The organism is Cryobacterium sp. M96 (assembly GCF_002929845.1).
Classification (GTDB): Bacteria; Actinomycetota; Actinomycetes; order Actinomycetales; family Microbacteriaceae; genus Cryobacterium; species Cryobacterium sandaracinum.
Genome location: NZ_PJJS01000049.1, coordinates 41,650 through 62,482 on the forward strand (window position 1 = coordinate 41,650; position 20,833 = coordinate 62,482).

Consider the following 20,833-nt stretch of genomic DNA (forward strand, 5'->3'; position numbering starts at 1 on the left):
TCGGGAATGGTGCATCTGGGCTGCCAATCTGGCTCCCAGCCGGACAAGGTGTTGATCGCACGAACAAACGTCGCCTGCCGAAGCTAGAATACCCGTCCGGTGGCGAAATACCGGTGGGAGGGGGTTTCAGACCTGGATCTCGGAGACCGGAAGGGTGGAGTCCGCCCCGAACTCCAGTGACGAAGGCGCATGCCCGGCCATGATCAGCTGCGCCCCGAGGGCGGCGATCATGGCGCCGTTGTCGGTGCAGAGCGACAGAGGCGGGATGCGCAGGGCGATGCCGGCGGCATCCGTGCGCTCCTGGGCCACCTGACGCAGCCGGGCGTTGGCGATCACGCCGCCCCCGAGCAGGAGCCTCGGCACACCGAGGTCGACGCAGGCCGCGACTGACTTGGTCAGGAGGATGTCGACGACCGCCTCTCGGAAACTGGCGGCCACGTCGGCCAGCGGCACCGACTCATCCGCGTCGCGTCTCTGCTCGACCCAGCGCGCGACCGAGGTCTTGAGCCCGGAGAACGAGAAGTCGTACCGGTGTTTCGCCATGTCCTTGGTCTGGCTGAGACCGCGGGGGAAACGGATGGCCGCGGGATTGCCTTCCCGCGCGGCCCGGTCGATCTGGGGTCCGCCCGGGTAGGGCAGGCCGAGCAGGCGGGCCACCTTGTCGAAGGCCTCGCCGGCCGCGTCGTCGATGGTCTCGCCGAGCAGTTCGACGTCGGAGACCAGATCGCGCACCAGCAGCAGTGAGGTGTGACCGCCGCTGACGAGAAGCGCAACGGTGGGGTATTCCAGCGGCTTCGTGGAGTCGTCTGCGCCGAGTCGAAGCACATCGGCCCCGACGTGACCGACGAGGTGGTTGACCGCGTAGATCGGTTTGCCGAGCGAGATGGCTAGTGCCTTGGCCGCGCCGACCCCGACCATGAGCGCGCCGGCCAGACCGGGGCCGCAGGTCACGGCCACCGCATCGATGTCCTTCAAACGGATGCCGGCCTCCAGCGCGGCCGCCCGGATCGCCGGAACGAGCTCCTCAAGGTGTGCGCGCGCGGCCACCTCCGGCACGACTCCGCCGTAGCGGGCGTGTTCGTCCATCGACGACGCGATCGTGTTGGAGAGCAGGGTGGTTCCGCGCACGATTCCGATTCCGGTCTCGTCGCAGGAGGTCTCGATGCCGAGCACGAGCGGGTTGGCGCGGTTCTGCGCGGTCATCGCGTTCAGGGTGGTCTGCGCGTTCAGGGCGGTCATTCGGTGGCCTCCAGTGCGGCCTCTGCCGGTGTCATCTGCATCTCGGCGTCAGGCACGTGCAGTCGCATCACGATCGCGTCGACGTTGTCGGGCTGGTAGTAGCCAGGGCGGATGCCCAACTCCTCGAAGCCGAGTCGGCGGTAGAGTTCCTGGGCCGGCGGGTTGTCGGCGCGCACCTCGAGGAACACCTCGCGCACGCCCCGCTTCCGGGCCTCGGCGATCAGGCTGAGCATCAGGGTTCGGCCGAGGCCGTGGCCGCGGGCCTCTTGGGTGACCGCGATGGTCTGAATGTCGCCCTCGCGCGCTCCCTGCAGGGCCTGCAGCCCGGCGTAGCCCTCGATCCGGTCGGGCTCATCGGGGGGGAAGGCCACCAGGTAGTAGCAGTTCGGGTTGACCACGTCCTGGGCCATCGCCTCGGCGGACCACGCGTCGTTGACGAAGATACGGGTCTCGAGCGCCATGATGGCGTCCACATCGGCGGCTCGGGCGCGCCGCAGCTGCCACATCATCAACTCACCCGTTTCGGGCCGTTGGACACGGTGACATCCGGCGAGCGCAGGTAGAGCGCCGTGTCGGCGGCGAACGGGCGCTGGTGGGCCCACATCAGCTCGGCAACCTGCCCCAGCTCCCCGGCGGACACGGCGACCGCGTCGAAGCGGGGCACCCCAGCGTGCGCCCAGCCGGGCTCCCGCAGCACGGCTGGCCGGGCCACACCAGGACCGTCGACCCGGATCGGGAGACCCACGGCATCCGCCCCGCTGTACACGGACCAGTTCACCTCGCGGCGACGGGCGTCGGTGACGACGACGAGCGGGCCGGTGTGGCCGGCCTGGTAGCGGCCGAAGGCGAGCGCATCGTGGCTGACGACGGGCACGAAGGGCACCCCGGCGCCCAGCGCGAAGACCCGCGCGGCGGCGATGCCCACACGGAGACCGGTGAAGGGGCCGGGACCCATGCCGCCGACCACCGCGGAGAGGCCGCTGATCGGCACGGCCGCGTCGCTGAGGCAGTCGGCGATCAGGCGGCCGACCACCTCGGCGTGGCGCATAGTGTCGTCGGTGGCGTGTTCGGCGATGACGCCTTGGGCGAGATCCACGACCGCGACGCTCGTTCCGGCGGAAGTATCGATGGCGAGAAGCACCTCACCAGCCTATTCGCTGTGTCCGATGCGCTGTGCCGCTAATGCGCTGTGCCGCCGACGCGCTGTGCTGCCGATCCTGCTCCGCCAGGCCTGCTCGTCGGCCGCCCTGAACGAATTCGACGGAGATTTTGGGCTCTGGAGCCGGATCGGGCCCACTATGGGCCTGTAGGAGCAAAATCTCCGTCGAATTCGTTCGGCCAGCGGGGGCCGTGCGGGGTGACCGTGACCGTGCGCGGCTCGTCGAGGTCAAGCACCTCGGCCTCGTCGGCGACGACGGATGCGGCCGCCTGCGAGGCCCCGACGGGCCGTTCGATCTCGATATCGAGCCAGGAGTCGGCGATACCGTTGAGCATCCCGCGACCCCACTCGACCACGACGATCGACCGAACGAAATCGATGTCGAGGTCATCCAGCTCGAGGGCGCTTCCGAGCCGGTAGGCGTCGACGTGCACGAGCGGGGGTCCGCCGATCGTGCTGGGGTGGGTGCGGGCCAGCACGAAGGTGGGGCTGGTGACCGAGCCGCGCACCTGCAGACCCTCCCCCAGGCCGCGGGTGAAGGTCGTCTTTCCGGCGCCGAGGGGCCCGGTCAGCACGATCAGGTCGCCGGCCTGCAGCAGCCCCGCGACCGTGCGGCCGAACTCGTGCATGCTGTCGGCGTCGGGGATGACGGCGCGCATCAGCGCGAACCGCCGCCGGGCCGAACGCCGCCGCCGGGCCGCGTGCCGCCCGCCGCGCCGTCGACCGCGTTCCGGTAGCTGCGGGTAACCCGGCGGCCGATCCGGGTAACGATCTCGTAGTTGATGGTGCCGGCGGCGTCGGCCCAGTCGGTCGCGCTCGGCACACCGGTCTCCGGGTTGCCGAACAGTACGACCTCGTCGCCGACCGTCACGCGTTCCTGGCCGACGCTGACGACGAACTGATCCATCGCGATGCGCCCGACCAGCGGATGCGAGTGTCCAGAGATGTCGACCCACGCGGTTCCGGAGGCCTGGCGGGGCACGCCGTCCGCGTAGCCGAGTGGCACGAGGGCGAGGTAGCCGTCGACCGGTGCCCGCCACAGGTAGTCGTAGGACACCCCGGCCCCCGCAGCCACGCGGCGCACGGCGGCGACGCGCCCCCGCAGCGTCATCGCCGGGGTGAGGCCCAAATCCTGCGACGTCTGGTCCGCGAACGGCGACAGACCGTAGATGCCGATGCCCACCCGCACCATCGAGAAGCGGGCGGCCGGCACGCGCAGCGCCGCCGCGGTGGACGCCAGGTGGATCAGAGACGGGGTCAGCCCGGTGTCGGCGGCGAGAGCGACACCGCGTTCGAAGCGCTCGATCGCCTCGGCGTCGTCGACCGGGGACGCATTCGACAGGTGGCTGAAAATGCCGGTCACGGTCAGGCGGCCGGCCTGCTCGAGCTGGGCCGCCAGAGCGAACGTCTCGGCCCAGTCCGGTTCGTTCACGCCGTTGCGGTTGAGCCCGGTCTCGAGCTTGAGGTGCACGTCGGCCACGCGACCGAGAGCGGCGGCGGCCTCGGCGACCTGGCGCAGCTGCCGCGCCGAGGACAGCCCGAGGGTGATGCTCCGGGTGATGGCGACGGTGAAATCGGCATCCGGATCGTGCAGCCAGGCCAGGACGGGCGCGTCGATGCCGGCGGCCCGCAGCTCGAGCGCCTCGTCGACGTCGGCCACCCCGAGCCAGTCGGCGCCCGCGGCGAGCGCGGTGCGGGCGACCGGCACTGCCCCATGGCCGTAGGCGTTCGCCTTGACGACGGCCATCAGGTGCGGGGTGCCGGCCACCTGCCTGAGGTGCGCGACGTTGGCGTAGACCGCGCCCAGGTCGACGACGGCCTCGCGGTATCCGGTCATGCCCCGCCCTCCGCGACCACGAACGCACAGGCCACCCCGGCGTCGTGAGTCATGGTCAAGTGCACTGTGTCGATGCCGCGGGCCGTCAGTGCCGCCGCGGTAGCCCCGTGAAGCACGAATCCCGGGTTGCCGTGCGCGTCGGTCACGACGTCCATCTCCTGCCAGCTGGCGCCGGCACTGTCGCCGAGCGCTTTGATCAGTGCCTCCTTGGCCGCGAAGCGCGCGGCCAAGGAGTGCATCGGCAACCCGCGCTCGGCTTCTGTGAAAAGCCGAGGAATAAGCCCAGGCGTGCGCAAGACCTGCCGTTCGAAGCGAGCGAGGTCGACGATGTCGACCCCGATGCCCCGGATCATCCGGTCAACCCTTGCACCCTGTGCTGCACCCTCCGGCTACTCCGACTCGAGGACTGGCGCTACTCGACCGTGACGGACTTCGCCAGGTTGCGTGGCTGGTCGACGTCGAGGCCCTTCACCGTGGCGAGTTCCATGGCGAAAATCTGCAGCGGTACGACCGCGAGGAGCGGTTCGAACAGCGGCGAGGCCAGCGGGATGCGGATGACGGTGTCCGCGAACGGCAGCACCGCGACATCCCCTTCTTCGGCGATCGCGATGATGCGCGCGCCGCGGGCCCGGATCTCCTGGATGTTCGAGACCACCTTGGGGTGCAGGTGCGCGGAGCCGCGTGGGCTCGGCACAACGACGAAGACCGGCTGGCCGGGCTCGATCAGCGCGATCGGGCCGTGCTTGAGCTCACCGGCGGCGAAGCCCTCCGCGTGGATGTACGCGAGCTCCTTGAGCTTGAGCGCACCCTCGAGCGCGATCGGGAAGCCCACGTGGCGGCCGAGGAAGAGCACGGCACGCGTGTCGGCCATCCAGGTGGCCAGCTCGTGCACGGTCGACTCCTGCAGCAGCGTGGTCGCCAGCTTGTCCGGGATGGCCTGGAGCTCGGCGATCTGCACGGCGCACTCGGCTTCGCTGAGGCTGCCGCGCACCCGGGCCAGGTGCAGGCCGAAGAGGTAGAGGGCGGCGATCTGGGCGGTGAAGCCCTTCGTTGAGGCCACGGCGACCTCCGGGCCGGCGTGGGTGTAGATGACGGCGTCCGACTCGCGGGGGATGGTGGCACCCTGCGTGTTGCAGATCGAGATGGCCTTCGCACCCGCTTCCCGGGCGAACTTGACCGCCATCAGCGTGTCCATGGTTTCGCCGGACTGGCTGATCGAGATGACCAGGGTCTCGGGGTTCAGCACCGGGTCGCGGTAACGGAACTCGTGACTGAGTTCGATGTCGACCGGAACCCGGGTCCACTTTTCGATGGCGTACTTGGCGACGTAGCCGGCGTTCGCCGCGGTGCCGCAGGCGACGACCACGATGCGACGGATGCCGGCGAGCACGTCGTCTCCGAATTCGGTCAGCTCGGGAACGACGGCCTGGCCCTCATGGATGCGCCCGCGCAGGGTGTTGCGCACGGCATCCGGCTGCTCGGAGACCTCCTTGGCCATGAAGCTGGACCAGCCGCCCTTCTCGGACGCGGAGGCATCCCAGGCGATGTCGAACTCTTCCACTTCGACGGCGTTGCCGTCGAAGTCGGTCACGGTGACGAGGTCCGGCGTGATCGTGACGATCTGGTCCTGGCCGATGGCGACCGCGCGGCGGGTGTACTCGACGAAAGCGGCGACGTCGGAGCCGAGGAAGTTCTCTCCGTCGCCCAGGCCGATCACGAGCGGGGAGTTGCGGCGGGCGCCGACGACGATGCCGGGCTGGTCTTGGTGGACGGCGAGCAGGGTGAAGGCACCGTCGAGGCGGGAGACGACAGCGCGGAACGCTTCGCCCAGGTCGCCGACGCGCTGGTATTCCCGGCCAAGCAGGATCGCGGCGACCTCGGTGTCGGTCTCACTCTCGAAGGTGAATCCCTCGGCGAGGAGTTCGTCCTTGAGCACGGAGAAGTTTTCAATAATTCCGTTGTGAATAAGGGCCAGCTTGCCGTTGTCACCCAGGTGCGGGTGCGCATTCACGTCATTCGGCGCCCCGTGGGTGGCCCACCGAGTGTGTCCGATCCCGGTGTTCCCATTATTGATCGGGTTCGCCTCAAGCTCGGCGGCCAGAACGGCCAGCTTGCCCGCTCGCTTAGCGGTATTGAGAGCACCCTCGCTGTCGATGACAGCGATCCCCGCGGAGTCGTACCCCCGGTACTCGAGTCGCCGCAGACCTCCCATCAGGACCTGAACGCTCTTGTTATCTCCGACGTAACCAACGATTCCACACATGACTGCGATATTAGTCCGAGTAAGCTCGGTGAAATGTCCGATCCGGTTGCGAGTCCCTGGAACAACGGCCACAGCACTCCTTTCGTCGAACTGGACCGGGCTGACTGGGCCGCCCTCGCGCCAACCACCCGGCTTCCGCTGCGGGAGACGGAGATCGTGCAGTTGCGGGGGCTGGGTGAGCCGCTCGACCTCAGTGAGGTGACGGATGTCTACCTGCCGCTCAGCCGCCTGCTCAACCTCTACGCCGCCGGTGCACGGCAGCTGCACCGCGCCACGAGCGACTTCCTCGGGGAGCGCGCCCAGCGCACGCCGTTCGTGATCGGGGTCGCCGGATCGGTCGCGGTGGGCAAGTCCACCATCGGCCGCTTGCTGAGGGAGCTGCTGGCCCGCTGGGAGGACACCCCGCGGGTCGAGTTGGTGACCACCGACGGTTTCCTGCTGCCCAACGCCGAACTCACCCGCCGGGGCCTGATGGACCGAAAAGGGTTCCCCGAGTCCTACGACCGGCGGGCCCTGCTACGCTTCGTGGCCGCGGTCAAGAGCGGTGCCGCCGAAGTGCGGTCGCCGTTCTACTCACACCTCAGCTATGACATCGTGCCCGACGCCCAGATCGTGGTGCGGCAGCCGGACATCCTGATCGTCGAGGGTCTCAACGTGCTGCAGCCGCCCGGACCGGGCCACGGCCTCGCCGTCAGCGACCTCTTCGACTTCACCGTATACGTGGACGCCCGCACGCAGGACATCGCTCGCTGGTACGAGGAGCGCTTTCTCAAGCTGCAGCGCGGCGCATTCAGTAATCCGAAGTCGTACTTCCACCGGTACGCGAGTATGACCGAGGCCGAGGCGCGGAGCCGGGCCCGGGAAATCTGGACCGAGATCAACGAACCGAACCTGCTGCGCAACATCCGTCCGACCCGCTCTCGGGCGACCCTCGTGCTGCGCAAGGATCCGAACCACTCCGTCTCCAAGGTGCTGCTGCGCAAGGTGTGACCCGCCGTTTGTCACCGCACAGTGCGCTCCGCCGGGTGTCACCGCACAGGCACCCTCGACGTGCGGGCACCCTCGACGTGCGGGCACCCTCGACGTCCGGGCACTCCGGCCGTGAACCAATTCGACGGAGATTTTGACGAAAAGCCGGTTTCTGTGGCTGTTTCGGAACGATTCGGCCACAATCTCCGTCGAATTCGTCAGGGGCGCGGGGCGGAGCGGGCGCGCGGGGCGCGGCCGAAAACGAGGGCGCGGGGCCCGCGGCCGAGAACGAGGGTGCGGCCGCGGCGAGAACTCTCTAGAGGGCGAGCTGCAGGCGCACGATGTCGGCCAGCTCGTTCGCGAGCCGGTCGGCGGTGCCCTGATCGGCCGCTTCTACCATGACGCGCACCATGGGCTCGGTGCCCGACGGTCGCAGCAGCACCCGTCCGGTGTCCCCGAGCTCGGCCTCAGCGGCACGGATAGCCTCCGCGATGACCTCGTTCGATTTCAGCCCGTGATGGTCGATGCCGCGCACGTTGACCAGGATCTGCGGGTAGACCGTCATCACCGAGGCGAGCTCTGCGAGGGTCTTGCCGGTGCGTGCCATTTCGGCGACCAGGTGCAGCCCGGTCAGGATGCCGTCACCGGTCGTGGCGAACTTGGTCATGATCACATGACCGGATTGTTCGCCGCCGAGGGACAGCCCGTCGACGTTGAGCTCTTCGAGCACGTACCGGTCGCCGACCTTGGCCTCAATCATGCGGATGTCGTTGGCCGCCATGGCCTTACGCAAACCGAGATTGCTCATCACCGTGGCCACGAGCGTGCGGTCCTTCAGAACCCCGCGCTCGGCCATGGAGACAGCGAGGATCGCCATGATCTGGTCACCGTCGATGATGTTGCCGTCGCGGTCGACGGCCAGGCACCGGTCCGCGTCGCCGTCGTGGGCGATTCCGACGTCGGCACCGGCCTCGAGGACGGCACGGGAGAGATTGTCGAGGTGGGTGGAGCCCACCCCGTCGTTGATGTTGTTGCCGTCGGGGTCGGCTCCGATGACCGTGAGCGTGGCACCGGCATCCGTGAAGACCTGCGGCGATACGCCGGCGGCGGCGCCGTGCGCGCAGTCGAGCACGACGTGGATGCCGTCCAGGCGGTGCGGCAGCGTTCCGAGCAGGTGCACGACATAGCGGTCCTCGGCGTCCGCGAAGCGGCTGATGCGACCGACGTCTCCGCCGATCGGCGTGAGCATGTCGAGCGACAGGTGCTCTTCGATGCGGTCCTCAACGTCGTCGGGAAGTTTGGTTCCCCCGAAGGCAAAGAACTTGATGCCGTTGTCGGGAGCGGGGTTGTGCGAGGCGGAAATCATCACGCCGAAGTCTGCGCCGATATCGGCGATCAAGAAAGCCGCGGCGGGCGTCGGAATGACGCCCGCGTCGAGCACGTCCACACCGGAGCTCGCCAGTCCGGCCGCGACCGCGGCCGAAATGAATTCACCGGAGATCCGAGGATCCCGGGCGAGCACCGCAACGGGCCGACGGCCCTCTGCGCGACGCAACTCCGCGCGGCGGCCCTGAGTCAGGACCGCCGCACTGGCCTGGGCGAGGGCCAGAGCCAGGCCAGCCGTGAGATCACGGTTGGCCAGACCCCGGACGCCGTCCGTGCCAAATAGTCGAGGCATTTTTCTACGGTGCCAATCGACTTAACGCTTGGAGAACTGAGGAGCCTTACGGGCCTTCTTGAGTCCGGCCTTCTTACGCTCCTTGACGCGAGCGTCACGGTTGAGGAAGCCGGCCTTCTTGAGGATGGCACGGTTGTTCTCTTCGTCGATCTGGTTCAGCGAACGCGCGATACCGAGACGCAGGGCACCGGCCTGGCCGGAGGGGCCACCACCGGTGATACGGGCGATGACGTCGTAGCTGCCGATGAGGTCGAGCACCTTGAACGGGTCGTTGATGAGCTGCTGGTGCAGCTTGTTCGGGAAGTAGTCCCCGAATTCGCGGCCGTTGACGGTGATCGTGCCGGAGCCGGGGACGATGCGCACGCGGGCGATGGCCTGCTTGCGACGTCCGACGGCTGCGCCGGGGACATTGAGGATGGCGCGGGGCGCCTTGGTTACAGTCTCGGTCGGAGTCTCGGTCGAGTAGCTCTCCGGAGCCTGGTCAATCTGATCTGCGATTTTCGCCACGATGGTGTGAATCCTTTTTTCTTAGAATCGAAAAGTCTGGAGGCCGGCGCTACTGAGCGACCTGGGCGAGGGTGTACGGCTTCGGCTGCTGCGCGGCGTGCGGGTGCTCCGGGCCGGCGTAGACCTTGAGCTTGGCCAGCTGGGCGCGGCCGAGCGTGTTCTTCGGCAGCATGCCACGGATGGCCTTCTCGACCGCGCGGGTCGGGTGCTTCTCGAGCATCTCCGAGTAGTTGGTGGCCGTGAGGCCGCCCGGGTAACCGGAGTGGCGGTACGCCATCTTCAGGTCGAGCTTCTTGCCGGTAAGGGCAATCTTCTCGGCGTTGATGATGATGACGAAGTCGCCCATATCCATGTGGGGAGAGAACGTTGCCTTGTGCTTCCCGCGAAGGAGAATGGCGGCGTGGCTGGCAAGACGACCGAGCACGATATCTGTGGCGTCGATGACGACCCAGTCGTGCTGGACTTCGCTTGCCTTGGGAGTGTAAGTGCGCGTCACTATTGAGCTGCTTTCTTGTTCGAACGGAGGTGTTCGTGAATCCCGCTCCGGGTGTGTTCCCAGAAAGGGAACACGATCGATGGAGGGCTCACGTTCGTGTGTCTGGCTGCAACGCACAGACACCAAGGAATAACACTAACGCCGTCGGCCCGGCAGCGCAATTCAACCATTACTCGGTGTCGTCGATGAGCTCCCGGCGCGCGCGCGTTTCGCGGGCCCGCAGGGCGAGCAGTTCGTCGGCCGGATAGCCGACCTCAAGCAGCGTGAGACCCTGGGCGGGCATCACCTTGAACTCGCTGGTACGTGCCCGCTCGATCCGGAGGTCGACGAGGCGGTCCCCGGACAGCCGCCCCTCCCCCACCGCGACGCAGGCCCCGACCAGCGCGCGCACCATGCTGTGGCAGAAGGCGTCAGCCTGAACGGATGCGACGAGCACACCATCCGGATCGCGGTACCAGCGGAACTCCTGCAGGGTGCGGATCGTGGTGGCCCCGGGCCGCGGCTTGCAGTAGGTGGCGAAGTCGTGCAGGCCGATCAGCGTCGCGGCAGCCGCGTCCATAGCGTCCACGTCGAGGGCGAAGCCGTGCCAGGTGGTGCGGAACCGCTGCAGCGGGTCGTGCCCGACGACGGAGTCGGCGATCCGGTACTCGTAGCGCCGGTAAAGCGCGGAGAACCGGGCGTCGAACCCGGGCGGGGCGAGCACGGAGGATATGATCACGATTTCGGGCTGGGTGACGAGGATGCCGCTGAGCCGCCGCTGCACCATGACCGCCAGGGGCGTCGGGGGCCGCCCCTTGCCGCGGGAGATGCGCACAAGGCCGTCGGCCTGGTCGGGGTTCAGATCGAAGTGGGCGACCTGCCCGGTCGCGTGCACACCGGCATCCGTTCTCCCGGCCACGGTCAGGATCGGGGTCGGCGGGTGGCTGTGCAGGATGCCGGCCAGCCCGGCCTCGATCTGACCCTGCACGGTGCGGAGGCCCGGCTGCGTCGCCCAGCCGCTCATGCCGGTGCCGTCATAGGCGATGTCGAGCCTGATCCGGGTGGTGCCCGCTGCTTGGGTCTCGTCGGGCGCCGGGGGAAGAATCACGGAGGTAAGTGTACGGTCCGGTCCGGGATATCGTAGAACCCGGACTTCGGTCCCCACCTGTCATGAAAATCTGCCGCCCCCGCCCTCTGACGCTCATCCGGACTCCGTGAACGTGCCCACCAAACGCCTGGCCGGTCTCGACGGCCTGCGTGGCATCGCCGTCGTTCTGGTCGTGGTGTTCCACTTCTTCCCCGCGGTCCTTCCCGGCGGATTCATCGGGGTCGACGTCTTCTTCGTGATCAGCGGGTTCCTGATCACGGGCCTCCTCATCACCGAACGGGACGAAACCTCGCGGATCGCGCTCGGTCGATTCTGGAAACGGCGGGCGCTGCGCCTGGTGCCGCCACTGGTCCCTCTGGTGCTGATCCTGTGCACTGCCGCCTGGCTGATCGGCGGCGACGTGCTGGTGGGCCTCGGCTGGCAGCTGCTCGGCGCGATCACCTTCGGCTACAACTGGGTATCGATCGCCGGGTCGGCGAGTTACTTCAGCGCCACGGCGCCGGAACTGTTCCGCAACCTGTGGTCGCTGGCGGTGGAGGAGCAGTTCTACCTGGTCTGGCCGTTCGCTCTCCTCGGCCTGCTGCTGGTGAGGAGCGGCCGGCTTCGCCTGGCACTCGTCGCCGGCCTGGCCCTGGCCTCTGCCGTCTGGATGGGGCTACTGTACGACCCCGCCGACCCCACCCGGGTGTACTACGGCTCGGACACGCACAGCTTCGGGCTCTTCACCGGTGCCGCGCTCGCGCTGCTGCTGCGCCGTTCGGGCCTCCCGGACGGCACGGCACCCCGCCTCGCCGCCCTGCGCGACCGCTGGCGGCCGTGGCTGGGTCGGCTCGCCCTGGCCGGGGTTCTGGCGGCGGCGTTCGCCCTGCCCGACACCGGCCTGGCGACCTATCGAGGCGGACTGATGCTGGTGAGCCTGCTGACCGCGGTCGTGATCTGGGCGGCCGTGCGCGGGCCAGGCTTCGGCCAGGCGCTGGATACCGCGCCGCTGCGCTACCTGGGTGAACGCTCCTACGGCATCTATCTGTGGCACTGGCCGGTGCTCGTGCTCGCCCAGGGGGCGTGGCCGGCGGCCGCCGCGTCGCCGACCGTGCTGACGAGCATCGGAGTCGGGGTGCTGGCGGGCGCGCTGACGCTGCTGGCGGCCGGTGGATCGTACCGCTGGCTGGAACTTCCCGTGCGCACGAAGGGGGTGCGCGGCAGCATCCGTCGCCTGCGGCAGGGCACGAGCGGCGCGCGCACGATCCGCATGCCCGGCAGGCTCGTCTGGTTCGGCCTGTTCGGCGCCGCCGCGCTGTTTCTGGCGACCGGCACGACCGCGGCGCTGCTCACCGCTCCCGCCCAGACGAGCGCCCAGAGCGAGATCGAACGCGGCCAGAAGGCACTGGATGCTGCGCAGCGGCAGGCCGTGCAGAACGCACGGCGCGCGTCCCGGCCGGCCGTCAGCGCCATTGAACGCGCGGCGCCCGGGGACCTGATCACGGCCGTGGGCGACTCGGTGATGCTCGCCTCGGCCCCCGAGCTGCAGGCCGGCTTCCCGGGGATCGCGATCGATGCCACCGTCTCACGGGGCATGGGGGCTGCCCCCGACATCCTGGCCACCCAAGCCGAGGCCGGCACGCTCCGGCCGGTGGTCGTCGTGGGCCTCGGCACCAACGGGCCGATCCGTTCGAGTCAGCTGGCGGCCATCCGCGCGGTGATCGGCCCGGACCGGGAGCTGATCCTGGTCACTGCCTTCGCCGAACGTGACTGGACGGCCGGGGTCAACGCCAGCCTGGCCGAGTACGCTGCCCGGCACCGCACGGTCGAGCTGGCCGATTGGAGCACGGCGATCGCCTCGCACACGGATGTGCTCGCAAACGACAACATCCATCCCGGTCCGGCCGGCGGTCGGATCTATGCCGACGTCATCCGGGCCGCTCTGGAACGGCTCGCCGAGCCGCCGCCGCAGCCGGGCCTCGAGGCGTATCGCCTGCCCGACCCTGCCGGGTCACCCTCTTTCCGGCCGCCGCTGCTGCCGTGACCAAGGCCGGGTCGGCCGGGTCGGCCGGGTCGGCGGGTGCGGGTCCCGGGTGGGACTAGAGCTCAATGGTGAAGGCGAGACTGCGGGTGGTGGGCGTGAAACCCATGCCGAGGTACAGGTTCAGCGCGCCGGTCGGACTTTCGGAGTCGACGACCAGGGTCGCCCGGGCCAGACCCTCGGTGCGTGCGGCATGCAAATGCAGGCCCAGCAGGGTCCGCGCGATGTGTTTGCCCCGCCATCCGTCGATGACGCCGACGAGGTCGACGTGGCTGCCGGTGTAGCCCTGGTTCAGCCAGTCGTCCTCGTTGACCGTGGCCAGGGTGAAGCCCACGACCTTCGGGGTGCCGTCGGGGCCGGCCGCGAGGGCCAGGTATGAGAGGTCGGGGCGGAATTTGCGACTCGTCACGAAGGAGTCCCAAGCATCGTCGCTCATCGGCTGGCTGGCCCAGTGATCCCGGAACGACGAGTCGCGCGCTTCGTGAACGGCCGCAGAGAGCTCCGAGGTAAACCGGATGACGCGGATGTCAACCGGAAGGTCGATCTCGGGGATCAGCTCGTCGAGGCGCCGCTCGAGGGACTGGAAGTACCGGGCGCATTCCATGCCGAGGCGCCGGAACAGACGGGTGCTGCGGTACGCGGTCTCCTCGGTGTAGGCGAGGATCCAGCGTGGAACCGAGGGATCGTCGGTGGCGAGCTGCTGCTCGGCCCGGCCCAGCTGCCACGCGAGCAGCTCGCGGCCGATTCCGCGTCCGCGGTAGTCGGGGTGCACCCCGCCGACCAGGATCGCGCGGGCCAGCGTCTCGCCCGGCGGCGCCATCACCATCCCCATCGCCACGAGGGTGCCGTCGGCGGCGAACCCGATCAGGGAATCCCGCTCCGGATGGAAGTACGACAGACCGAAGTCCCGCTCGATTCCCTCCCGCGTCGTCAGGTGGTACGGATGGTCCGCCTTGCCGACCGCGCAAGTGAACTGCCACAGGTCGTCGGCGTCCGACACCGTTGCCGGACGCCACCGGGCGATCTCAGGGTGGGCGGGCCCCGGCGCGTCGAGCGGCGGGGCTGCACGCCGACGCGGGCCCTGATTCTGGGTTCCGCTCAGGCGTTCCATGGCCAATATTGTAACCGGGGCCCCGCGAGGGTGCTAGCCCGTCGCCGGGGCACAGAGAGGGGCCCGACCGAAGTCGGGCCCCTCTCAATTCAACACAGCGATTCAGCTGAGCCGATACAGCGCAGAGTGCTTACTTGGATTCCTCGGCGGCAGCGACATCATCCTCGACGACGTCAGCTTCGACAGCAGCATCCTCGACGACGACCTCGGCCGGAGCCTCGGCATCGGGCGCTGCCGCGGCGGGCTTGGAAGCAGCCTTGGCGAAGGAGCGCTTGACCTTCGGGGTGACGGGCTCGAGAACGAGCTCCATCTGTACCATCGAAGCGTTGTCGCCCTTGCGGAAGCCGAGCTTCGTAATGCGGGTGTAACCGCCCTCACGAAGGGCAACCTGAGGTGCGATCTCGGTGAAGAGCTCGTGCACGACGGTCTTGTCGCCGATAGTGGCAAGCACGCGACGACGGGCGTGCAGGTCACCCTTCTTTGCGAAGGTGATCAGTCGCTCGGCGACCGGACGCAGGCGCTTGGCGCGCGTCTCGGTCGTCTTGATGGACTTGTGGGTGAATAGGGATGCGGCCAGGTTGGCGAGCATGAGGCGCTCGTGGGCCGGTCCGCCTCCGAGGCGGGCTCCCTTAGTGGGGGTAGGCATTGGTTATCTCCAGTATCAAAGTCGAAAGTCAGTCTGAACGACTGCTTTAGATGGTTTCTTCGTCGTAGCCGCTGTAGAAGTGGGCGCCGTCGAATCCGGGCACCGAGTCCTTCAGGGACAGTCCGAGCTCAACGAGCTTGTCCTTGACCTCATCCACCGACTTCTGTCCGAAGTTGCGGATGTTCATCAGCTGGGTCTCCGAGAGGGCGACCAGTTCGCTGACGTTGTTGATGCCCTCGCGCTTGAGGCAGTTGTACGAGCGAACCGACAGATCGAGGTCTTCGATCGGAATCGACAGCTCGGTCGACAGCACGACATCGACCGGCGCGGGGCCGATTTCGATGCCCTCGGCGGCGGTGTTCAGCTCACGGGCCAGACCGAACAACTCGGTCAGCGTACGACCGGCGGATGCGATGGCGTCGCGAGGCGAAATGGCCGACTTGGTCTCCACGTCAACGACGAGGCGGTCGAAGTCGGTGCGCTCACCGGCACGAGTTGCCTCGACACGGTAGGTCACCTTGAGCACGGGCGAGTAGATCGAGTCAACCGGAATCTGGCCGGCCTCAGAGTACTCGTTGCGGTTCTGGGTGGCCGACACGTAGCCGCGGCCGCGTTCGATGGTCAGTTCGAGTTCGAACTTGGCCTTGTCGTTCAGCGTGGCGATGACCAGCTCGGGGTTGTGCACCTCGACACCGGCCGGAGCCGAGATGTCGGCGGCCGTGACCTGGCCGGCACCCTGCTTGCGCAGGTACGCGGTGATGGGCTCGTCGTGCTCGCTGGAGATGACGAGGCCCTTGATGTTGAGGATGATCTCGGTGACGTCTTCCTTGACACCGGGAACGGTGCTGAACTCGTGCAGCACACCGTCGATCCGGATGCTGGTGACAGCGGCTCCGGGGATCGATGACAGGAGGGTGCGGCGCATCGAGTTGCCGAGGGTGTAACCGAAACCAGGCTCAAGAGGTTCGATGACGAACCTGGATCGGAACTCCGAGATGTTCTCTTCGGTGAGCGTGGGGCGCTGTGCAATAAGCACTGTTGATTCCTTTCGGCTAAGTGTCCGCTATATGACACTTGCGTGGCGAGGTTTTGAGTTGTGTGTCTCTCGACAAGCCCGACAATCGAGCACATCGTCGAACGAGGGAGGGGTGATGCCCCACGACCCGCCACAGCCGGGCCCGTCTTGTGACGGGCCCGGCCGATGGCGAGATGCCGGTTGGTTAGACGCGACGACGCTTGGGCGGACGGCATCCGTTGTGCGCCTGGGGGGTGACGTCGTTGATCGAACCGACCTCGAGGCCGGCGGCCTGGAGCGAACGGATCGCGGTCTCGCGGCCCGATCCCGGTCCCTTGACGAAGACGTCAACCTTCTTCATGCCGTGCTCCTGCGCCTGGCGGGCAGCCGACTCGGCAGCCAGCTGCGCGGCGAACGGGGTCGACTTGCGCGAACCCTTGAAGCCGACTCCACCCGAGGACGCCCAGCTGATGACCGCACCGGTGGTGTCAGTGATCGAGACGATGGTGTTGTTGAAGGTGCTCTTGATGTGGGCCTGGCCCACAGCGACGTTCTTCTTTTCTTTCTTGCGCGGCTTCCGAACGGCCGACTTTGGTGCTGCCATGAATTTCTCCTGAATCCTAAAGGCGAGACGGGCCAGGCCGAGGCCTAGCGCGCCTTCTTCTTGCCGGCTACGGTGCGCTTCGGGCCCTTGCGGGTGCGAGCGTTGGTCTTGGTGCGCTGGCCACGAACGGGCAGGCCCTTGCGGTGGCGGATGCCCTCGTAGCTGCCGATCTCGACCTTGCGGCGGATGTCAGCGGCAACCTCACGGCGGAGGTCACCCTCAACCTTGAAGGTTCCTTCGATGTAGTCACGGAGGGCGACGAGCTGCTCGTCACTCAGGTCCTTGACTCGGATGTTTCCATCGATTTCAGTGTCGGCGAGGGTCTTGAGTGCCCTCGTGCGGCCAACACCAAAGATGTAAGTCAGTGCAACTTCCACGCGCTTATCGCGAGGAATATCAACGCCGGCTAGACGTGCCATTGTGGCTTCTCCTGTATATGAGTGGAGGTCTGTGACAGTGCCTGTTCATCGGCCTCCAACCGATGGTGTCCCCCCGAAGGGTTCCCGGCACTGCTATTTTCTGTATTCAGTTGCATCTCGACCGACTCGACCGTGATCGAGCCTGTCGAGATCAGCCCTGACGCTGCTTGTGACGAGGGTTCTCGCAGATGACCATCACGTTGCCATTACGGCGGATGACCTTGCACTTGTCGCAGATCTTCTTGACGCTGGGCTTGACCTTCATGGTGTGTCCTTGTATTCGCTGTCTTCGTACCCCAGGAACGCCTCGGGCCGTTACTTACAGCACTCTCTACTTGTAGCGGTAAACGATCCGGCCGCGAGTCAGGTCGTACGGGCTCAGCTCCACGATCACACGATCCTCCGGGAGAATGCGGATGTAGTGCTGACGCATCTTGCCTGAAATGTGGGCAAGAACTTTGTGGCCGTTGCTCAACTCGACGCGAAACATCGCGTTGGGAAGAGCTTCGACTACCGCGCCCTCGATTTCGATGACACCGTCTTTTTTGGCCATAACTCACTATCGCTAGGGTATTGATTGCTGGTCGTGCGTGGATTGTGGTGCACTGATACGCCGCATACGTGCGCACAAGGCACCAAGGATTTACTCTATGGTACGGAGTTGCCTTTTGGCAATTCTTCCCTATAATCCTTCGCGGGATTCTCCGCTCAGAGGGCCTTCTGCACCGCGGCCACGACCAGGACCACGTCGGCGAACAGCGGATGCGCGACGTCCAGACCGCACACCGACGCGGTGAACGATTCGGCTGTCTCGTCGCGCAGCATCCGTTGCAGCAGGGCGCTCTGCTCATCGTCGGCGACGTCGAACCGGAGTGCGGCTTCGACGGCTGCGAGCAGCGCGACCGGGCGAGTGCCGTGTTCGGCGATCTCGGCGGCAGGGCCGATGAACCGTTCGTGGCGGCTGAGCTTGCGCAGCGGCTGGCGGCCGACGCGCTCTACCGTGTCGGGCAGGGACGGGTTGGCGAAGCGCACCAGGATCTTCTCCCGGTAGGCGCGCTGGGCGTCTACGTCGAGGCCGTGCTTGGCCAGGAGCAGGGCCGAGGTTTCCTCGAGTACCGCTCGGACGCCGTCCAGCACCGCCGGCACCAGGAGCGCGTCGGAGATCTTGGAAGCCCCGGCGACACCGCCGAGGTAGGCGACGGTCGCGTGTCCGGTGTTCACCGTGAACAGCTTGCGCTCGATATACGGCGCGAGATTGTCGACGAAAGTCGCACCCGGGATGACCGGCACGGCGCCGTTGAAGGCGCCCTGCTCGATGACCCACTCGTAGAAGGCCTCGACGGTTACGTCGATGCCGTCGCTCTCGGCCTGGCCGGGCACGATGCGGTCGACTGCCGTGTTGGCGAAGACGACGCGCTCGGCCACAGCCGCTCGCTCCGGCTCCGGCACGTTGGCCCAGAGCTGTTCGGCGAGGACATCCGTGGCGTTGATGGCGTTCTCGCACGCCATCACGGCCAGGGGCGGCAACTCGGCCGACCGCCGCCCCAGTCCGGCCGCGATGACCGGTGCCACGAAGCGGAGGACGGTGGGGCCGACCGCGGTGGTGACGATATCGGCCGTCGCGATCTCGTCGATCAGTGCGGCCTCATCCGTGGCGCTGTTGATGGCCCGGAAAGTGTCGACCACGCGGGTGGTCGACACTTCCCCTGCCTCGTGCACGGCGTAGCTGCCGGCAGCCTGCAAAGCGTCGATCAGGGAGACATTCACATCGGCGAAGACAACCTCGTATCCGGCATCGTGAAGCAGGAGGCCGACAAATCCGCGGCCGATGTTCCCTGCACCGAAGTGAATGGCCTTCATTCTGCGTTTACCTCCTCGAGGAGCATGAAGATGTCCTCTGCTGTGACGGCGTCAATCAATTTCTGCACTTCGTCCTCGTCCGAGAAGACGATCGCGATCTTCTGCAGGATTTCGAGGTGCTCATTGTTGAGCCCCGCGATCCCGACGGCGAAACGCACCTGCTGGCCGTTCCAATCGATCGGTTCGGCGTAACGCACGAGCGACAGGGCCGACCGGACGATCGACTCCTTGGCGTCGTTGGTCCCGTGCGGGATCGCCAGGAAATTTCCCATATAGGTCGACACGCTGGCTTCGCGGTCGAACATCGAGTCGACGTAGTTTTCGCGCACGGCGCCTGCGGTGACGAGCAGGGCGCCGGCCTCACGGATTGCGTCGAGCTTCGTGGTGGCCGACCCCGCGGCCACGACGTTGCCCAGTTCCAGAATGCGGTCGGTCATCGCGCTACCTCCTCGGCCGCCTGGCCCTGAATCAGGGCGACGACGTCATCGTATTTCGGGCTGTTCATGAAATTCTCGACCGAGACATGCGTCGAGTCAGGAGACTTCGACTGGGCCCGGGCGGTCAGGTCCTGGTGCGTGATGATTAGGTCGGCCGTGCCGTCGAGGTTCGCGATCGCCTGGTTGGTCACGGTGATGCCGTCGAGACCGGCCTTCTTGATCTTGTTACGCAGCACCGAAGCGCCCATGGCGCTGGAGCCCATTCCGGCGTCGCACGCGAAGATGATGTTCTTGACACGGCGAGCGGCGGTGGCCGAAGTGCCGGAGGCTCCGAGGCCGCCGAGGATGGTGCTGGCCTTGCCCTTGTTCGCTTCGGTCTTGGCGATGGCCTCGGCCATGTCACCGGTATCGCCGGCGGTCAGGTCGCGCTTGCGGCTAGCACGGAGGATGACGGCTGCGATCAGGAATGACACCGTGGCTGCGCCGATGACGGAGAGGATGACGCCGACGTAGCTACCCGGGGCGGTCTGGATCAGGATAGCGATGATGCTGCCGGGTGAGGCTGGGGCGCGCAGGCCGGTTGCGAAGGCCACGTTGATGGCGACACCGGTCATGCCGCCGCCGACTGCGGCGAGGAGCAGTGCCGGCTTCATCAGCACGTACGGGAAGTAGATCTCGTGGATGCCGCCGAAGAAGTGGATGATGATGGCGCCCGGTGCGCTTGCCCGTGCGATGCCGACTCCGAAGAAGGAGAAGGCGAGCAGGATGCCCAAGCCGGGGCCGGGGTTCGCCTCCAGCAGGAACAGCACCGACTGGCCGTTTTCAGCAACCTGCTGCACACCGATCGGCGTGAGCACGCCATGGTTGATGGCGTTGTTGAGGAACAGGATCTTGCCGGGCTCGATGAAGATGCTGGCGATGGGCAGCAGGCTGTTGGAGACGAGCCAGTCGACGATCATCTCGAGGAAATTGCTGATCCCGGTCACGAGCGGGGCGATTCCGAAGAACGCACCCAGCGCGAGGATCATTCCGAGGATGCCGGACGCGAAGTTGTCGACCAGCATCTCGAACCCGGGCTTGATCTTGCCGGCCCAGAGGCTGTCAAGCTTCTTCAGGAGGTACGCCGATCCCGGGCCGACGATCATGGCGCCGATGAACATCGGGATCTCGCTGCCCACGATGACACCCATGGTCGCGATCGAGGCGATGACCGCACCACGCGTTCCGTAGACCATCCGGCCACCGGTGTTGGCGATCAGGAGCGGCAGCAAGTACACGATCATCGGTCCGACGAGCGTTTCCAAGGTCGCGTTCGGGGTCCAACCGGTCGGAATGAAGAATGCGGTGATCAATCCCCACGCGATGAATGCAGGGATGTTGGGCATGACCATTCCGCTGAGGAAGGTTCCGAAGCGCTGAACGTGCACACGGGTTCCTCCGCTCTTGGTTTTGGTAGCTGACGTCGTCGTCATTTCTCTGCCTTTCG

At 66.9% G+C, this 20,833-nt stretch carries 23 protein-coding genes; 2 read left to right on the forward strand and 21 right to left on the reverse strand.

The features are described 5' to 3' along the window. Positions 1–126: 126 nt before the first annotated feature. The 7 genes from tsaD to glmS form a co-directional block, all read right to left on the reverse strand. Positions 127–1,239: a tRNA (adenosine(37)-N6)-threonylcarbamoyltransferase complex transferase subunit TsaD gene (gene tsaD / locus CXY79_RS09705; protein ID WP_104100930.1), complete on the reverse strand. Its 1,113-nt coding sequence runs from the start codon at positions 1,237–1,239 to the stop codon at positions 127–129. After that, a complete protein-coding gene (gene rimI / locus CXY79_RS09710) occupies positions 1,236–1,748 on the reverse strand; it encodes a ribosomal protein S18-alanine N-acetyltransferase (protein WP_104100931.1) in 513 nt (170 codons plus the stop codon). The genes tsaD and rimI overlap by 4 nt, the downstream gene beginning before the upstream one ends. Continuing rightward, a complete protein-coding gene (gene tsaB, locus CXY79_RS09715) occupies positions 1,748–2,380 on the reverse strand; it encodes a tRNA (adenosine(37)-N6)-threonylcarbamoyltransferase complex dimerization subunit type 1 TsaB (protein ID WP_104100932.1) in 633 nt (210 codons plus the stop codon). The genes rimI and tsaB overlap by 1 nt, the downstream gene beginning before the upstream one ends. A 155-nt stretch (positions 2,381–2,535) precedes the next feature. Further along, on the reverse strand, positions 2,536–3,057 hold the full coding sequence (tsaE, locus tag CXY79_RS09720) for a tRNA (adenosine(37)-N6)-threonylcarbamoyltransferase complex ATPase subunit type 1 TsaE (protein ID WP_104100933.1): 522 nt from the start codon (positions 3,055–3,057) through the stop codon (positions 2,536–2,538). Continuing rightward, the gene (gene alr / locus CXY79_RS09725) at positions 3,057–4,235 is read right to left on the reverse strand and encodes an alanine racemase (protein ID WP_104100934.1); all 1,179 of its coding nucleotides are present in this window, start codon (positions 4,233–4,235) and stop codon (positions 3,057–3,059) included. Before alr ends, tsaE begins: the two co-directional genes overlap by 1 nt. Continuing rightward, complete coding sequence (locus CXY79_RS09730; protein ID WP_104100935.1) at positions 4,232–4,588, reverse strand: holo-ACP synthase; 357 nt, start codon at positions 4,586–4,588, stop codon at positions 4,232–4,234. The genes alr and CXY79_RS09730 overlap by 4 nt, the downstream gene beginning before the upstream one ends. Positions 4,589–4,647: 59 nt before the next feature. Continuing rightward, a complete protein-coding gene (gene glmS / locus CXY79_RS09735; protein WP_104100936.1) occupies positions 4,648–6,498 on the reverse strand; it encodes a glutamine--fructose-6-phosphate transaminase (isomerizing) in 1,851 nt (616 codons plus the stop codon). A 33-nt stretch (positions 6,499–6,531) separates the two neighbouring features. Between glmS and coaA the strand changes: the two genes are divergently transcribed. Beyond that, a complete protein-coding gene (coaA, locus tag CXY79_RS09740; protein ID WP_104100937.1) occupies positions 6,532–7,488 on the forward strand; it encodes a type I pantothenate kinase in 957 nt (318 codons plus the stop codon). Positions 7,489–7,783: 295 nt separating this feature from the next. Here coaA and glmM read toward each other — a convergent pair whose 3' ends face one another. The 4 genes from glmM to CXY79_RS09760 all read right to left on the reverse strand — a co-directional run bounded on the left by glmM (position 7,784) and on the right by CXY79_RS09760 (position 11,151). Then, positions 7,784–9,145, reverse strand: a complete 1,362-nt coding sequence (gene glmM, locus CXY79_RS09745) for a phosphoglucosamine mutase (RefSeq protein ID WP_104100938.1) — start codon at positions 9,143–9,145, stop codon at positions 7,784–7,786. Between the two features lie 21 nt (positions 9,146–9,166). After that, positions 9,167–9,652, reverse strand: coding sequence for a 30S ribosomal protein S9 (gene rpsI, locus CXY79_RS09750; protein WP_104100939.1), 486 nt, complete (start codon positions 9,650–9,652; stop codon positions 9,167–9,169). A gap of 49 nt (positions 9,653–9,701) precedes the next feature. Then, positions 9,702–10,148 (reverse strand): 50S ribosomal protein L13, encoded by a 447-nt coding sequence (gene rplM, locus CXY79_RS09755; protein ID WP_104100940.1) that lies wholly within the window; start codon positions 10,146–10,148, stop codon positions 9,702–9,704. A 169-nt stretch (positions 10,149–10,317) separates the two neighbouring features. Beyond that, positions 10,318–11,151 carry a tRNA pseudouridine(38-40) synthase TruA gene (locus CXY79_RS09760; protein ID WP_104100941.1) on the reverse strand — a complete coding sequence of 278 codons (834 nt, stop codon included), beginning with the start codon at positions 11,149–11,151 and terminating at the stop codon, positions 10,318–10,320. Between the two features lie 190 nt (positions 11,152–11,341). Between CXY79_RS09760 and CXY79_RS09765 the strand changes: the two genes are divergently transcribed. Further along, complete coding sequence (locus CXY79_RS09765; RefSeq protein WP_233191401.1) at positions 11,342–13,258, forward strand: acyltransferase family protein; 1,917 nt, start codon at positions 11,342–11,344, stop codon at positions 13,256–13,258. Positions 13,259–13,313: 55 nt separating this feature from the next. On the opposite strand, the gene CXY79_RS09770 is transcribed toward CXY79_RS09765, so the two are convergent. From CXY79_RS09770 to CXY79_RS09815, 10 genes are all read right to left on the reverse strand, one after another. After that, positions 13,314–14,366 carry a GNAT family N-acetyltransferase gene (locus CXY79_RS09770; protein ID WP_104100943.1) on the reverse strand — a complete coding sequence of 351 codons (1,053 nt, stop codon included), beginning with the start codon at positions 14,364–14,366 and terminating at the stop codon, positions 13,314–13,316. A 130-nt stretch (positions 14,367–14,496) separates the two neighbouring features. Continuing rightward, entirely contained in the window at positions 14,497–15,012 is a 516-nt protein-coding gene (gene rplQ / locus CXY79_RS09775) for a 50S ribosomal protein L17 (protein WP_104100944.1), read from the reverse strand. A gap of 46 nt (positions 15,013–15,058) precedes the next feature. Further along, positions 15,059–16,048: a DNA-directed RNA polymerase subunit alpha gene (locus CXY79_RS09780; RefSeq protein ID WP_104100945.1), complete on the reverse strand. Its 990-nt coding sequence runs from the start codon at positions 16,046–16,048 to the stop codon at positions 15,059–15,061. Between the two features lie 184 nt (positions 16,049–16,232). Further along, the gene (gene rpsK, locus CXY79_RS09785; RefSeq protein ID WP_022883249.1) at positions 16,233–16,631 is read right to left on the reverse strand and encodes a 30S ribosomal protein S11; all 399 of its coding nucleotides are present in this window, start codon (positions 16,629–16,631) and stop codon (positions 16,233–16,235) included. A gap of 44 nt (positions 16,632–16,675) precedes the next feature. Continuing rightward, positions 16,676–17,050 (reverse strand): 30S ribosomal protein S13, encoded by a 375-nt coding sequence (gene rpsM, locus CXY79_RS09790; RefSeq protein WP_104100946.1) that lies wholly within the window; start codon positions 17,048–17,050, stop codon positions 16,676–16,678. A 151-nt stretch (positions 17,051–17,201) separates the two neighbouring features. Further along, entirely contained in the window at positions 17,202–17,315 is a 114-nt protein-coding gene (rpmJ, locus tag CXY79_RS09795; RefSeq protein ID WP_035834639.1) for a 50S ribosomal protein L36, read from the reverse strand. Positions 17,316–17,381: 66 nt separating this feature from the next. Next, complete coding sequence (infA, locus tag CXY79_RS09800; protein WP_055965022.1) at positions 17,382–17,603, reverse strand: translation initiation factor IF-1; 222 nt, start codon at positions 17,601–17,603, stop codon at positions 17,382–17,384. Positions 17,604–17,758: 155 nt separating this feature from the next. Then, positions 17,759–18,910, reverse strand: a complete 1,152-nt coding sequence (locus tag CXY79_RS09805) for a mannitol-1-phosphate 5-dehydrogenase (RefSeq protein ID WP_104100947.1) — start codon at positions 18,908–18,910, stop codon at positions 17,759–17,761. Beyond that, complete coding sequence (locus CXY79_RS09810) at positions 18,907–19,347, reverse strand: PTS sugar transporter subunit IIA (RefSeq protein WP_104100948.1); 441 nt, start codon at positions 19,345–19,347, stop codon at positions 18,907–18,909. Before CXY79_RS09810 ends, CXY79_RS09805 begins: the two co-directional genes overlap by 4 nt. Further along, positions 19,344–20,819, reverse strand: a complete 1,476-nt coding sequence (locus CXY79_RS09815; protein ID WP_104100949.1) for a PTS mannitol transporter subunit IICB — start codon at positions 20,817–20,819, stop codon at positions 19,344–19,346. The genes CXY79_RS09810 and CXY79_RS09815 overlap by 4 nt, the downstream gene beginning before the upstream one ends. Between the last annotated feature and the right edge of the window lie 14 nt (positions 20,820–20,833).

Coding starts and splice junctions, on each gene's coding strand:
- glmM (WP_104100938.1), bottom strand. CDS start 9,145: ATGCCTCGACTATTTGGCACGGACGGCGTCCGGGGTCTGGCCAACCGT.
- rplQ (WP_104100944.1), bottom strand. CDS start 15,012: ATGCCTACCCCCACTAAGGGAGCCCGCCTCGGAGGCGGACCGGCCCAC.
- rimI (WP_104100931.1), bottom strand. CDS start 1,748: ATGATGTGGCAGCTGCGGCGCGCCCGAGCCGCCGATGTGGACGCCATC.
- tsaE (WP_104100933.1), bottom strand. CDS start 3,057: ATGCGCGCCGTCATCCCCGACGCCGACAGCATGCACGAGTTCGGCCGC.
- glmS (WP_104100936.1), bottom strand. CDS start 6,498: ATGTGTGGAATCGTTGGTTACGTCGGAGATAACAAGAGCGTTCAGGTC.
- CXY79_RS09805 (WP_104100947.1), bottom strand. CDS start 18,910: ATGAAGGCCATTCACTTCGGTGCAGGGAACATCGGCCGCGGATTTGTC.
- CXY79_RS09760 (WP_104100941.1), bottom strand. CDS start 11,151: ATGAGCGGCTGGGCGACGCAGCCGGGCCTCCGCACCGTGCAGGGTCAG.
- infA (WP_055965022.1), bottom strand. CDS start 17,603: ATGGCCAAAAAAGACGGTGTCATCGAAATCGAGGGCGCGGTAGTCGAA.
- CXY79_RS09815 (WP_104100949.1), bottom strand. CDS start 20,819: ATGACGACGACGTCAGCTACCAAAACCAAGAGCGGAGGAACCCGTGTG.
- alr (WP_104100934.1), bottom strand. CDS start 4,235: ATGACCGGATACCGCGAGGCCGTCGTCGACCTGGGCGCGGTCTACGCC.
- rpsK (WP_022883249.1), bottom strand. CDS start 16,631: ATGGCAGCACCAAAGTCGGCCGTTCGGAAGCCGCGCAAGAAAGAAAAG.
- coaA (WP_104100937.1), top strand. CDS start 6,532: ATGTCCGATCCGGTTGCGAGTCCCTGGAACAACGGCCACAGCACTCCT.
- rpmJ (WP_035834639.1), bottom strand. CDS start 17,315: ATGAAGGTCAAGCCCAGCGTCAAGAAGATCTGCGACAAGTGCAAGGTC.
- CXY79_RS09770 (WP_104100943.1), bottom strand. CDS start 14,366: ATGGAACGCCTGAGCGGAACCCAGAATCAGGGCCCGCGTCGGCGTGCA.
- rpsM (WP_104100946.1), bottom strand. CDS start 17,050: ATGGCACGTCTAGCCGGCGTTGATATTCCTCGCGATAAGCGCGTGGAA.
- CXY79_RS09730 (WP_104100935.1), bottom strand. CDS start 4,588: ATGATCCGGGGCATCGGGGTCGACATCGTCGACCTCGCTCGCTTCGAA.
- tsaD (WP_104100930.1), bottom strand. CDS start 1,239: ATGACCGCCCTGAACGCGCAGACCACCCTGAACGCGATGACCGCGCAG.
- CXY79_RS09810 (WP_104100948.1), bottom strand. CDS start 19,347: ATGACCGACCGCATTCTGGAACTGGGCAACGTCGTGGCCGCGGGGTCG.